A 13,393-nucleotide genomic window follows, 5' to 3' on the forward strand; every position below is an offset into this window, starting at 1 on the left:
TGGTTGTGATGCTGCCGCATCGGGCACACCCGTATCGTCTCGTTGTCCGTGTGTGTCGTCGTCTGGAGTGAGAATTGACCCAAGCCCCCGCCCCCCAAGCCGCGTCCCTGGAGGTCTGGCCCGGTAAGGCCTACCCGCTCGGAGCGACCTACGACGGGACGGGCACCAACTTCGCGGTGTTCAGTGAGGCCGCCGAGAAGGTCGAGTTGTGCCTGTTCGACGCCGATGGCACCGAGACCCGGATCACGCTGCCCGAGAACGACGCGTTTGTCTGGCACGGTTTCATCCCGAACATCGAGCCGGGTCAGCGGTATGGCTACCGGGTGCACGGCACCTATGACCCGCCGTCGGGTCAGCGCTGCAACCCCAACAAGCTGCTGCTCGATCCGTACTCGAAGGCCATCGACGGCAATTTCGACTGGAACCAGTCGCTGTTCAGCTACAACTTCGGCGACCCCGACAGCCGCAACGACGACGACTCCGCCGCGAGCATGCCGAAGTCGGTGGTCATCAACCCGTACTTCGACTGGGGCAACGACCGCCCACCGGACTACGAGTACGCCGACTCGGTGATCTACGAGGCGCACGTCAAGGGCCTGACGCAGACGCACCCCGATATTCCCGAGAACATTCGCGGCACCTATTCGGCCGTGGCGCATCCGGTGATCATCGAGCATCTGCAGTCGCTCGGGGTGACTGCGATCGAGTTGCTACCGGTGCACCACTTCGCCAACGACTCCACGCTGATCGACAAGGGCCTGTCCAACTACTGGGGCTACAACACGATCGGCTTCCTGGCGCCCGACTCCAAGTACAGCTCCAGCCCGAATCCCGGCGGACAGGTGCAGGAGTTCAAGGCGATGGTCCGCGCACTGCATGAGGCAGGTATCGAGGTGATCCTCGACGTGGTCTACAACCACACCGCCGAGGGCAACCACCTGGGCCCGACGCTGTCCATGCGGGGCATCGACAACGGCGCGTACTACCGGCTCGTCGAAGACGACAAGCGGTACTACATGGACTACACCGGAACCGGCAACAGCCTCAACGTCGGCCATCCGCATTCGCTTCAGCTGATCATGGATTCGTTGCGGTACTGGGTCACCGAGATGCACGTCGACGGTTTCCGGTTCGACCTCGCCTCCACGTTGGCCCGCGAGTTCTACGACGTCGACCGGCTGTCGACATTCTTCGAACTCGTACAACAGGATCCGACGGTCAGCCAGGTCAAGCTGATCGCCGAGCCATGGGATGTCGGGCCCGGTGGTTACCAGGTCGGCAACTTCCCGCCGCAGTGGACGGAGTGGAATGGTAAATACCGCGACACGGTCCGCGACTACTGGCGTGGTGAGCCCGCCACGCTCGACGAACTCGCTTATCGCTTAACCGGTTCGGCCGATCTGTACGAGCAGACCGGCCGGCGACCCGTCGCCTCCATCAACTTCGTCATCGCCCACGACGGTTTCACGCTGCGTGACCTGGTGTCCTACAACGAGAAACACAACGAGGCCAACGGCGAGGACAACAACGACGGCGAGAGCCACAACCGGTCCTGGAACTGCGGCGTGGAGGGGCCGACCGACGATCCCGAGATCAACGCGCTGCGATCGCGCCAACAGCGCAATTTCCTTACGACGCTGCTGCTTTCGCAGGGCGTTCCGATGATCGCCCACGGCGACGAGCTCGGACGCACCCAGCAGGGCAACAACAACGTGTACTGCCAGGACAACGAACTGTCGTGGATCGACTGGTCAGACCCCGACACCGATCTGATGGAATTCACCCGCAAGGTGTCGGCGCTGCGCGCGGCGCACCCGGTGTTCCGCCGGCGCCGGTTCTTCTCCGGGCGGCCCGTACGCCAGCGCGGCGGTGACGGGCTGCCCGACATCGCCTGGTTCGCACCCGACGGCTCGGAGATGAGCGACGAGGATTGGGAAACGGGTTACGCGAAGTCAATCGCGGTGTATCTCAACGGCAACGGCATTCCCGATCGCGACGTGCGCGGGCAGCGCATCGTCGATGACTCGTTCGTTCTGTGCTTCAACGCCCACTACGAACCGATCGACTTCGTGATGCCGGAGAAGAAGTTCGGGGACTCCTGGATCGCGGTGATCGACACTGCGGCCGATGACGGCGACGAACCGACACCCGTCGAAGCCGGGCGGAAGGTTCAGGTCGCGGCGCGTTCCGTTCTGGTGTTGCAAGCGGCGACGGAAGAGTAGCCGCCTCCGTCGCCAGGGCTCCGCGAAACTGAGGTTTTGCGCGACAAATCGCCGGATTTTCGATCACAAGCTCAGATTCGGCGCCGAAGAAGGTACCCCTACTCGACCACCGGGAAGAACGAATCGCCGTCTTCAGGGGTGCCGTCGATCTGGCCCATGTCGCGGCCGTGCTGGTCGGGGTCGATGCGCTCGAGCTGGTCGTCGGGGCGCAGCTCGGTGTCGCCGCTCGGCTCACTCCTCGGCTGGTTCAGCTCGGGCTGCTCGGGCTCTTCGGCGGCGAGTTTCTCGTCGAGGCTCTCGTCGACCTCTCCGTCGGCATTGATCTTGTCGGCTTCACGCCACCCCTCTGGCGGATCGACGGTCTCGTCGCCGTCGTCGTTGCGCACGTCGTCGGAGTCCAAGGCCTCCGTCGGGCGCAGCGTGTCGCCGACGCCGCCGCCGTCGTTGGGTGAATAACCTGGGTCAGGGTTTGCGCTCACAGGTATTCGGTTGCCCACCTGCCCGGTGGCTAAACGCCGCACCGCGCGGCGAACCGACCCCTACCGTCCGCCGACCGACCCTCGGCAGCCAGCCGTATCCGGCCCGACGATCGCCGAAAACGACTGTGCGACAGGCTTCTTGACCGGCGAAATCCCTGACGGTGACGTCCTTTTGTGCTACGGTTTGTCCCAGAGCAACCGTGGCCGTCGTGAATGACAGTCTGAGTTGTCACACGCCCTGGCGGGGCGAGTAGGAGCCGATGAGCGGCGGCGCCTACCGGCGGCCACGGTTGCCGTCCAATTCCTTCGTCGCGACGTTGCACCCCGCCACGACTCGCGCACTTCCATAATTTTCGTGAGTGTCAGTAATGCTGGGCCGGTCGCCGTATGCTGCCCTGCATGACGGCCCCCACCAGCACCGGGCGCCGCGTGACCGCTCAAGACTGGATCCAGACTGGTTTTGATGTGCTCGCCGACGGCGGCCCCGGCGCGCTGCGGATCGGCCGTCTGTGTGAGCGTCTCGACGTCACCAAGGGCAGCTTCTACTGGCATTTCACCGATATGCCTGCCTACCGCGACGCGCTCGCCCGTGCGTGGGCCAACCTGCACGACGAACAGCGACGCCGATTCGAGGACATGCGCGGTGCCGAGCCCCGCCCCCGGTTGGCGGCGATGATCCAGACGCTGATGTGTCCCGACCAGTGGGCGTTGGAGCGCGCGATGCGGGTCTGGTCGTTGACCGACCAGACGGTGTTGGCCAGCGTCCAGCAGAGCGATGTGCGGGTGCGCAGCGCCGTGCGGGAGGCGCTCGTCGACTACGGATTCGACGACGGCGAGGCCGATCTGCGTTCGGCTCTCCTGTTCGCTACAGGCATCGGCTTGTTGCACGAAGTGCGGTCGGCACCGCGCGAGCCTGCGGCATTGAGCGAGCGCGTACTCGACCTCATGCTTCACCGATAGGCCGCGACGGCTTGAGCCCGGTCTTTCCGTCGAGGTACTGCAGCAGGTGGTGGGCGGCGAGTTCGACGTCCTTGTGTCGCCACTCCGACGCCCGGTACACGCACGCGATCAGCCCCGACCGGTGGAGTCGCCGAAAGTCGCCGTAGACGAACGCGTACCGCGCCTTGGTCTCGTCGCGCGCGCCCTCGGTCAGGCCGAGATGCCAGGCCGCGTAGTCCTCCCACGAGTGCGTGTCCAGGTAGGAGTTCTGCGCCTCGGCGCGCGGCTGTACCTCGCCCCAATCGCTGTCGAGCACGTACTGGCGCGCATCGATGAGCTCACGCGCTTTAGCCATCGCAGCGTCGTTGAGCGAGTATTTGGCCACGGTCAGATCAACCTCAGATCAGCCGATGATGCGCGCGATCGACTTCATCGGGATCCGCAACCAACTCGGCCGGAAGCGCGCCTCGTACGCGGCCTCGTAGATCGCCTTGTCCAGTTCGTAGGCCGCCAGCAGCTGACCGGAGTCTCGCGGGTCGGTACCCGACACCCCGGCGTACCCCTCGCAGAAAGACGCGGCGTTGCGGTCCACCCACTCGCGGGCCCGCGCACCGAGCTGACGGTCGTGGTCTTCGTCGGAGGACTGTTCCATCAACCGTTGGTAGGCGGCGTATTCGAACGACCGCAGCACCCCGGCCACGTCACGCAGCGGGGAATCCGGTCGGCGCCGTTCCTCAAGCGGCTGGCCGGGCTCGCCCTCGAAGTCGATCAGCAGCCACCCCTCGGGGATGCGCAACACCTGGCCGAGATGCAGATCGCCGTGGATGCGCTGAACAGTGACCGTCTCGTCCGACAGCTTGCGGTACCGCTCCTCGATCAGCGGCGCGTACTGCTCGAGATCGGGCACGGACTTGGTCGCCGACGCCAGCCGCTCCAAGGCCGTGTCGGTCGGGAAGGCGGTGGTCTCGGTGCCCAGTTCGTCGGCCAGCGTGGCGTGCACCGACGCGACCGCCTCACCGAGCCGATACGACTCGCCCGCGAAGTCGCCCCCGACCTCGTCGGCGTACAGGTCGCCCTCGGCGAACAGGTCGCGGGTGCTGGCGGTGGCCATATCCCAGCCCTCGGCCGAGGTCGCCGCGAACTCGGTGACCATGCCGAGCGCGCACGGCTCACCGTCCTCACTTCCGTCCCAGGTGGTCTCGAACGAGCCGAGCAGCCGCGCCACATGCGGGTTGTCGGCGCGGGCCAACACCCGGTTCAGCTCGATGTCCGGGTTGATACCCGGCGTGATGCGGCGGAAGAGCTTGAGGATCGCCTTCTCCTCGAACACCACGCTGGTGTTGCTCTGTTCGGCCGACGAGACCCGCGGCGCCGCGTCCAGCGGCAACTCCACGCCGGGTTCCTTGACGAAGCGCACGGCCTCGGCGCCGGACCCGACCGTCGCTGACGAGTCGATCAGCGACAGCAGATACTGCGCCGCGCCGGGGTCGTAGAGCGCGTCGTAGGCGGTGCGCTCGCCCGAGGAATCGGCGGACACACCGATCGTTGCGACCTCTAGGAATTCATGGTCAATCGGACCCCTGTCTGGTGCCGCCGCATTCGCGGCTCCGAAGTTCCAGCGCACCAACACCTGATAGCGCTCGGTCGAGCCGTCGGTGTAGGACACGTCGAGCAGTACGAGGTCAAGATCCTCACGCAGGGCGGTACGGGCCGCCTGCTGCACATTGGCCAATTCGCGGCTGCGGCCGGCGTACCACCGTTGGTGCGGCAGCCACTCTTCGAACGGCAGGGTCATGACTGTTCTCCATGCTCCGGGCTGGGTGCCTTCAGCGAGAACCAGTAGAACCCATGGCCGGGCAGGGTCAACAGGTACGGCAACTGGCCGATGCGGGGAAACTCCACGTATCCGGTCATCTCGACCGGCGTGTATCCGTTGTAGGCCTGCAGATTCAACTCGATCGGCTGAGGGAACCGGGAGAGGTTGTTGACGCAGAGCACGGTGTCCTTCGCGCCGGCCCCGTCACCTGACTCCTTCTCGACCTCGCGGACGTAGGTGAGCACCGACGGGTTGGAACCGCCCAGTTCGTGGAAGCTCCCGATGGCGAACGCCTCATGGCGGCTGCGCACCGCGAGCATCGTGCGGGTCCAGTTGAGCAGCGAGTTCGAGATGTCCCGCTGCGCTTCGACGTTGACGGCCTGATAGCCATAGATCGCGTCCTGGTTCGGCGGCAGATACAACCGCCCGGGCGTCGCTGTCGAAAAGCCCGCGTTGCGGTCGGGCGTCCACTGCATGGGGGTGCGCACCGCGTCGCGGTCGCCGAGCCAGATGATGTCGCCCATCCCGATCTCGTCGCCGTAGTACAGCACCGGCGACCCGGGCAGCGACAGCAGCAGCGCGGTGAACAACTCCATCTGGTTGCGGTCGTTGTCCAGCAGCGGCGCCAGCCGTCGGCGGATACCGACGTTCGCCTTCATCCGCGGATCCTTGGCGTACTCGGAGTACATGTAGTCGCGCTCTTCGTCGGTGACCATCTCCAGCGTCAACTCATCGTGGTTGCGAAGGAAGATGCCCCACTGCGCCATCTCGGGGATGTCGGGCGTCTGCGCCAAAATCTCCGAGATCGGGAACCGCGACTCGCGTCGGACCGCCATGAAGATCCGCGGCATCAGCGGGAAGTGGAACGCCATATGGCATTCGTCGCCGCCGGTGTCCGGATCACCGAAGTACTCGACGACGTCGGCGGGCCACTGGTTGGCCTCGGCCAACAGCACGCGACCCGGATACTCGTCGTCGATCACCTTGCGGCAGTGCTTGAGGAACGCATGGGTCTCGGGCAGGTTCTCGCAGTTGGTGCCTTCCCGCTCGAAGAGGTAGGGCACCGCGTCCAACCGGAAGCCGTCGATGCCGAGGTCGAGCCAGAACCGCAGGACATCGAGCATCGCCTCTTGTACGGCGGGGTTGTCGTAGTTGAGGTCGGGCTGGTGGCTGAAGAAGCGGTGCCAGTAGAACTGCCGTCGCACCGGATCGAAGGTCCAGTTCGACTCCTCGGTGTCGACGAAGATGATGCGGGCGTCGTTGTACTTGTCGCTGGTGTCGCTCCACACGAAGTAGTCGCCGTACGGACCGTCGGGGTCGCGGCGTGATTCCTGAAACCACGCATGCTGATCGGAGGTGTGGTTCATCACCAGGTCGGTGATGACGCGGATACCGCGGCGGTGCGCGGCGTCCAGCAGTTCGACGAAGTCCTCGACGGTGCCGAACTCGGGCAGCACCTTGTAGAAGTCGCGGATGTCGTAGCCACCGTCGCGCAACGGCGAATCGTAGAACGGTGGGAGCCAAAGACAGTCCACGCCAAGCCACTTCACGTAGTCGAGTTGCTCGGTCAGCCCGCGCAGATCGCCGATGCCGTCAGAGTTCGAGTCGTAGAAGGCGCGCACCAGCACCTCGTAGAAGACGGCACGTTTGAACCAGGTGCGGTCCTCGGGCAGGATCCGGGCGTGGCTGAAGTCTTCGGCGGTGGGGTGCTCGACGACACCGTCCTCGACGTGACTGCCCTCCGCCGGGTCGTGGTCGGCGGATGCTCTGACACCGCTGTGCTTATCCATACGGCCTTCAACCTACCCACGTCGCGAGGAAACGAATCGGTGGAAAAATCTGCCGACGCTCACTTCGGTATCGTTCCGGCGTGGCCACACGTGATCACGGCGACCCCGGCGATGCACCGTCGATTCCTCCGCCGCTGACGGAGGTCGTCAACTCCGTGCGCCCGACGGCCGCCGAGGAAGCCCGGACCATCGCCGCATCCACCAATACCGCAACATTGGCGACGCTGACGGCCGACGGGGATCCGTGGGCGTCATTCGTGACGTACGGATTGCTCGAGGGCGCCCCGGTGCTGTGCGTGTCCAACCTCGCCGAGCACGGCCGCAACCTGTTGACCGACCCGCGGGCGAGCATCGCGATTGTCGCGCCGACGTCGGAGACCGACCCACTGGCCAGCGGGCGGGTCACGCTCGCTGGGGTGGTGGAGCGACCCGCCGACGATGAACTCGCCGCCGCGCGCGAGGCACACCTTTCGGCCGTCGCCGCCGCCAAGTACTACATCGACTACAGCGATTTCACGCTGTGGGTGCTGCGGGTGCAGCGGGTGCGCTGGGTCGGTGGTTACGGGCGGATGGAGTCGACGACGAATGATGCGTATTCGGCCGCGCAGCCCGATCCGGTGCAACCGTTGGCGGCCGGCGCCGTCGCGCATCTCAACGCCGATCACGCCGACACGCTGGTCGCGATGGCCAAGGCGCTGGGCGGCTACCCGGACACCACCGCGGCGACCTGCACCGGCGCCGACCGGTACGGCCTCGACCTGCGGCTCACCACCGAGCGCGGGCTCGCCTACACGCGGATCGGCTATCCCAAGAAACTCGACTCGATCGACGAATTGCGTTCGGCCGCCGTCGAGCTGACCCGCCTGGCGCGCCGCGGCTGAAATACCATCACCTCATGACTGCGGCTCCCTCCGGGCGACCGGCCACCTGGCAAGCGGCGTTCGACCTGATCGCCACCCGCGGCCACGAGCGCCGTGAGGAGCCGTTCAAGTTGGCCAGCGGCCAGCTCAGCCACGACTACATCGACGGCAAGTACGCGATCGACACCGGTGAGCGGTTGACCATCGTCAGCCGCGCGGTCGCCGAGCTGGCTGAGAGCCGCGGCATCGAGTTCGACGCGGTGGGCGGGCTGACCATGGGCGCCGACCCGCTGGCCCACGGCGTCGCGATGGTCACCGGCAAGGCGTGGTTCTCGGTCCGCAAGGAGCAGAAGGCGCGCGGTCGCGAACAGTGGATCGAGGGCACCCGCTTGGCGCCGGGTACGCGGGTGTTGCTGGTCGACGACGTCATCAGCACCGGCGGCTCGACCGAGATCGCGTTCGACCGGGTGACCGCGGCGGGTGCGGTGGTCACCGGCGTGATCCCGATGGTGGACCGCGGCGACATCGCCGCCAAACGCTTTGCCGCGCGGGGCGTGCCGTTCGCCGCGCTGGTCACGTACCGAGACCTGAGCATCGAACCGGTCAAGGACGTCTGAACTCCGGTTAGGTCAGCCGATCGCGGCGGCCCAGTGCTCCGCCAGGTATTTGGTGGCGGCCTCGGTCTGCTGGGGTGAGGGCACCGTCACCGGCCCGTTGATGACGGGCAATGATTCCGCCGCCGCCTTGTCCAAAGTGCCGTCGGCGGCCATGTTGTCGGCGCGGACCGGTCGAACACCACCGAGCGCGAGCAAGTTCTGGCCCTCGTCGCTGTAGAGGAATTCCTGCCAGAGCCGCGCCGCGGCCGGGTGCGGCGCGTCTTTGTTGATCGCCTGGTAGTAGTACCCGGCGACGGTGTAATCCGGCGGAACTAACACCTGCCACGACGGCAGCTTCTTGCTTTCGGCGGCGTTGACGTAGTTCCAGTCGATCACGACCGGCGTCTGACCGGATTCGATGGTGGCCGACGTCGGGTTGACGGGGACGAAATTGCCCGCGTCGGCCAACTTCTGGAAAAACTCGACACCGGGCGCGATGTCGTCGACCGAACCCCCTTGGGACAGCGCAACCATCACCACGCCCGAGAACGCGGCACCGGCCTGGGTGGGGTCGCCGTTGAGTGCCACCGCGCTCCGGTACTCCGGCTTCAGCAGGTCGTCGATGCGCGTGACCGGCGGCACCTTCGCCGAGTCGTAGCCGATCGACATGTAGCCGCCGTAATCGTTGACCCACGCTCCGTCCCGGTCTTTGAACGCCGAAGGGATGTCGTCGAAGTTGACCACCTTGTACGGCGCGAACATCCCGGTGTTGGCGAGCGCGACGGACTGTCCGAGGTCGAACACGTCGGGTGCGGTGTCGCTGCCCTTCTGCTGATTGGCCGCGTCGATCTCCTCCTGGCTCGACGCGTCGGGCTGCGCCGAGTTGACCGTGATGCCGTATTTGTCGGAGAACGCCCTGATGATCGCGCCGTAGTTTGCCCAATCCGGTGGTAGGGCAATCACATTGAGTTCACCCTCGTTCTTGGCCGCCGCGACCAGCCCGTCGATCCCGCCGAAATCCTCGGCCGACGTGGCTTCTGCGGCCTTGACACCGGGCTGGGTCCGCTCAGCGTCACCGCTCTGTTCCGGCGACGCGCACGCGACCGAACCGGCCAGCAGCAGAACGGATGCGGCGAACGGGGCCGCCAGAGTCGTGATCTTCAATGCCGAACCTTCCGATGGTCAGGAGTCGGCGCGGTGGTGCAGCGGCTGCCGCACCGGATCGCCCCGGTGGACGACGTGCAACTCCCATCGGAGTTTGCCAGACCGTTCGCTTTGCCCGGCGTTAGCATTCTCGTGTGGCGCGACGCGAAGTTTCGGGGGACTTCGACTACCTGATAGACGATCCGGTCGATGTCGCGGACGCCGCCGATCCGGGGCCGCACGCCGACGCCGAGGTCTTCGACCCCGACAAGGTGCCCGGACGCGACATGATGTTCGACGCATTCGACGAGAACAGCTGGTATTTCGAGCCCGCCCCGCCGCCCTGGTACCGGACAAAACGAAATCTCAGCGTCTTGATCGCCGCCGCGATCGCGGCCGTCGCGCTCGTCGTCTCCGCAGTCCTGCTGGTGCTCCACTCGCCTGGCGAGCCGGCCGACCAGGAGTCCGAACCGGTCCGCCCGACCGTACAGACGACGGCACCGGCGCGCACGCCACCGCAATCACCGAGCACCCCGCCACCCTCGCCACGGCCGGCTCCACCGCCACGCGTCCAGACGTCGGCGGCGCCGGTCGCCCCTCCGCCGCCGGCGACCAACCGACCGCGCACTCCACCGACCAGAGCCGGCCGCGACCCGGAGATCGGGGTGACGCGCACACCGGTCACGCGGTCGCCGATCAGCGTTGCACCGCAGCGCCCCAGCCAGTCCCAGCGATGAGTATGGCCGCATTCGAGCCCGAGGCCATGTTCGCCGCGGCGCCCGTCGCGGCGCTCGCCACCGTGGGTTCCGCAGGGGCGCCACACCTGGTGCCGGTCGTGTTCGCCGTGCACGCCGGGATGGCCTACACCGCCGTCGACGCCAAGCGGAAGTCGACGCGCAACCTCCGGCGGTTGAGCAACATCGAGGGCAACCCGCACGTGAGCATGCTCGTCGACCACTACGACGACGACTGGACGCAGCTGTGGTGGGTGCGTGTCGACGGCCTAGCCGAAATCCACTACAGCGGCGAAGAATTGGCGGCCGGATACACGCTGCTACGCAACAAGTATTCGCAGTATGAGCGAATCGCCCTCGACGGCCCCGTGGTCAGCGTGACCATCACGAAGTGGGCTTCGTGGCAGGCCTGAGCGCCAAATCGATCAAGCCCTTGTGCTCGCTGTCGGATAGGGGAATTGTGGTCTAACACACACTTTGGCGGCGGCAGCGCAGCCGTCGTGGAAGGGAACGTCATGGTTGACAAGACGACACATTCCCAGGGCGCCGGAGCCGCCCCGAACGCGGACAGTCCGGCCGCCATCCGCAATGTGGTGCTGGTGGGCCCATCGGGTGGCGGCAAGACAACACTCGTCGAGGCACTTCTGGTGGCCGCAGGAGTCCTGACCAGACAGGGTTCCGTTCAGGACGGCACCACCGTCTGCGACAGCGACGACGCCGAGATCGCCCAACAACGTTCGGTAGGCCTTGCGCTCGCGTCCCTACGACACGACGGCATCAAGGTCAATCTCATCGACACCCCCGGCTACGCCGACTTCGTCGGGGAACTGCGAGCGGGATTGCGTGCCGCGGACTGCGCGCTGTTCGTGATCGCCGCCAACGAAGGAGTCGACGAACCCACCAAGGCGCTGTGGCTCGAATGCAGCCAGGTGGGAATGCCGCGCGCCGTAGTCATCACCAAACTCGACCACGCCCGCGCGAACTACCCCAACGCGTTGGCCGGCGCGCAGCAGGCGTTCGGCGACAAGGTACTTCCGCTGTACCTGCCCGCGAACTCACCGTGCACCGGGCTGATCGGGCTGTTGTCCGAGGCGCACTACGAATACGCCGACGGTAAACGCACCGCCACCCATGCACCCGACGACTCGTACGCCGACGCGATCTCCGAGCACCGCGGCCTGCTGATCGAGGGCATCATCGAGGAGTCCGAAGACGAGACGCTGATGGAGCGCTACCTCGGCGGTGAGGAGATCGACCGGTCGGTGCTCATCGACGACCTGGAGAAAGCCGTCGCAAGGGCGACGTTCTTCCCCGCGCTCCCGGTGTGCAGCGGCACGGGCGTCGGCACGCAGGAACTGCTTGAGATCATCACCGCCGGCTTTCCCTCACCGCCCGAACACCGGCTGCCCGAGGTCTTCACGCCGCAGGGCAAACCGCGCGCCGAGCTTCCGTGCGACCCGAACGGCCCGCTGCTGGCCGAGGTCGTCAAGACGACATCCGATCCCTACGTGGGACGGGTGAGCCTGGTCCGGGTGTTCTCGGGAACCATCGCTCCCGACTCGACAGTGCATGTGTCCGGCCACTTCTCGTCGTTCTTCGGCGGGAGCGGCTCCCTGACCGGCTCGCTCGCAGCGCACGAGGATCACGACGAGGACGAGCGCATCGGGTCGCTGTCCTTTCCGCTCGGCAAGCAGCAGCGTCCCGCTTCCTCGGTGATCGCCGGCGACATCTGCGCGATCGGACGTCTCAGCCGGGCCGAGACCGGTGACACGCTGTCCGACAAGTCCGATCCGCTCGTGCTGCGGCCATGGAGCATGCCCGAACCGCTGCTGCCCATCGCGGTGCAGCCACGAGCGAAGACCGACGAAGACAAACTGTCCGGCGGTCTGCAACGGTTGGCCGCCGAGGATCCGACCCTGCGCATCGAGCAGAACCCCGAGACACATCAGATCGTGCTCTGGACGATGGGCGAAGCGCACGCCAACGTCGTCCTCGATGCGCTGTCGCGGCGCTACGGCGTCGCCGTCGACGGCGTCGAGTTGCGCATTCCATTGCGAGAAACGTTCGGCGGCAAGGCCAAAGGACACGGGCGCCACGTCAAGCAGTCCGGCGGGCACGGCCAGTACGCGGTCTGCGACATCGAGGTCGAGCCGCTGCCCGAAGGCTCCGGTTTCGAGTTCATCGACAAAGTCGTCGGCGGCGCGGTGCCCCGCCAATTCATCCCGAGCGTCGAAAAGGGCATTCGGGCGCAGATGGAGAAGGGCGTCGGACCCGGCTACCCGGTCGTCGACATCCGCGTCACGCTGTTCGACGGCAAGGCCCACAGCGTCGACTCGTCCGACTTCGCCTTCCAGATGGCCGGCGGCCTCGCGCTGCGGGAAGCGGCCGCGGCGACCAAGGTGAACCTGCTCGAACCAGTCGACGAGGTGACGGTGCTGATTCCCGACGACTTCGTCGGCGCCATCATGGGCGATTTGGCCGGGCGGCGGGGCCGTGTGCTCGGCACCGAAAAGGTCGGCGACGACCGCACACTGGTCAAGGCCGAGATCCCCGAGGTCGAGCTGAGCCGCTACGCCATCGACCTGCGTTCGCTGGCCCACGGTGCCGGCACGTTCACCAGGACCTTCGCCCGTTACGACCCGATGCCCGACCACGCTGCCGCGAAGGTCACATCGACGGTGTGATCCGGGTCAATCAGCGGATTCTGCAGGCGCTGCCAGAGGGTTCTCAGGAGGCCTCCCTAGCGTCGCCGCCATGAAGGACCGGACGCATCTGCTGGCTCACGTGATCGTGACCGGGCTCCTGGCGGTCATC

The 13,393-nt window shown here is 66.2% G+C and carries 12 protein-coding genes; 7 read left to right on the forward strand and 5 right to left on the reverse strand.

Annotated features, from left to right (window positions below; all coding sequences use genetic code 11):
- Positions 1 to 74 precede the first annotated feature (74 nt).
- Positions 75 to 2,222 (forward strand): glycogen debranching protein GlgX, encoded by a 2,148-nt coding sequence (gene glgX / locus CEX88_RS05860; protein WP_238381963.1) that lies wholly within the window; start codon positions 75 to 77, stop codon positions 2,220 to 2,222.
- 98 nt (positions 2,223 to 2,320) lie between these two features.
- Here the strand turns inward: glgX and CEX88_RS05865 are convergent, their stop codons facing one another.
- The gene (locus tag CEX88_RS05865; protein ID WP_094292731.1) at positions 2,321 to 2,701 is read right to left on the reverse strand and encodes a hypothetical protein; all 381 of its coding nucleotides are present in this window, start codon (positions 2,699 to 2,701) and stop codon (positions 2,321 to 2,323) included.
- Positions 2,702 to 3,100: 399 nt separating this feature from the next.
- On the opposite strand from CEX88_RS05865, the gene CEX88_RS05870 reads away from it, so the two are divergent.
- Positions 3,101 to 3,661, forward strand: a complete 561-nt coding sequence (locus CEX88_RS05870; protein ID WP_066848409.1) for a TetR/AcrR family transcriptional regulator — start codon at positions 3,101 to 3,103, stop codon at positions 3,659 to 3,661.
- Here the strand turns inward: CEX88_RS05870 and CEX88_RS05875 are convergent.
- Genes CEX88_RS05875 through treS form a run of 3 tightly spaced genes read right to left on the reverse strand, consistent with a single transcriptional unit; the run spans position 3,645 to position 7,246 of the window.
- Positions 3,645 to 4,025, reverse strand: coding sequence for a hypothetical protein (locus tag CEX88_RS05875; RefSeq protein ID WP_064395962.1), 381 nt, complete (start codon positions 4,023 to 4,025; stop codon positions 3,645 to 3,647). The genes CEX88_RS05870 and CEX88_RS05875 overlap by 17 nt on opposite strands.
- A gap of 18 nt (positions 4,026 to 4,043) precedes the next feature.
- Positions 4,044 to 5,435, reverse strand: coding sequence for a maltokinase N-terminal cap-like domain-containing protein (locus CEX88_RS05880; protein ID WP_094292733.1), 1,392 nt, complete (start codon positions 5,433 to 5,435; stop codon positions 4,044 to 4,046).
- On the reverse strand, positions 5,432 to 7,246 hold the full coding sequence (gene treS / locus CEX88_RS05885; RefSeq protein WP_066848264.1) for a maltose alpha-D-glucosyltransferase: 1,815 nt from the start codon (positions 7,244 to 7,246) through the stop codon (positions 5,432 to 5,434). Before treS ends, CEX88_RS05880 begins: the two co-directional genes overlap by 4 nt.
- An 80-nt stretch (positions 7,247 to 7,326) precedes the next feature.
- Here treS and CEX88_RS05890 point away from each other — a divergent pair, with 80 nt between their 5' ends.
- The gene (locus CEX88_RS05890) at positions 7,327 to 8,127 is read left to right on the forward strand and encodes a HugZ family pyridoxamine 5'-phosphate oxidase (RefSeq protein ID WP_094292734.1); all 801 of its coding nucleotides are present in this window, start codon (positions 7,327 to 7,329) and stop codon (positions 8,125 to 8,127) included.
- A 14-nt stretch (positions 8,128 to 8,141) separates the two neighbouring features.
- Positions 8,142 to 8,723: an orotate phosphoribosyltransferase gene (gene pyrE / locus CEX88_RS05895; protein WP_066848269.1), complete on the forward strand. Its 582-nt coding sequence runs from the start codon at positions 8,142 to 8,144 to the stop codon at positions 8,721 to 8,723.
- Between the two features lie 12 nt (positions 8,724 to 8,735).
- Here the strand turns inward: pyrE and CEX88_RS05900 are convergent, their stop codons facing one another.
- Positions 8,736 to 9,866: an ABC transporter substrate-binding protein gene (locus tag CEX88_RS05900; protein WP_094292735.1), complete on the reverse strand. Its 1,131-nt coding sequence runs from the start codon at positions 9,864 to 9,866 to the stop codon at positions 8,736 to 8,738.
- A gap of 134 nt (positions 9,867 to 10,000) precedes the next feature.
- Between CEX88_RS05900 and CEX88_RS05905 the strand changes: the two genes are divergently transcribed.
- The 3 genes from CEX88_RS05905 (at position 10,001) to CEX88_RS05915 (ending at position 13,263) form a co-directional block, all read left to right on the forward strand.
- Positions 10,001 to 10,582: a hypothetical protein gene (locus CEX88_RS05905; RefSeq protein ID WP_094292736.1), complete on the forward strand. Its 582-nt coding sequence runs from the start codon at positions 10,001 to 10,003 to the stop codon at positions 10,580 to 10,582.
- A 2-nt stretch (positions 10,583 to 10,584) separates the two neighbouring features.
- Positions 10,585 to 10,992 (forward strand): TIGR03668 family PPOX class F420-dependent oxidoreductase, encoded by a 408-nt coding sequence (locus CEX88_RS05910; protein WP_066848279.1) that lies wholly within the window; start codon positions 10,585 to 10,587, stop codon positions 10,990 to 10,992.
- Between the two features lie 102 nt (positions 10,993 to 11,094).
- Positions 11,095 to 13,263: an elongation factor G-like protein EF-G2 gene (locus tag CEX88_RS05915; protein ID WP_066848413.1), complete on the forward strand. Its 2,169-nt coding sequence runs from the start codon at positions 11,095 to 11,097 to the stop codon at positions 13,261 to 13,263.
- Positions 13,264 to 13,393: the final 130 nt, after the last annotated feature.

It is taken from the genome of Mycobacterium neumannii (assembly GCF_002245615.1).
Classification (GTDB): domain Bacteria; phylum Actinomycetota; class Actinomycetes; order Mycobacteriales; family Mycobacteriaceae; genus Mycobacterium; species Mycobacterium neumannii_A.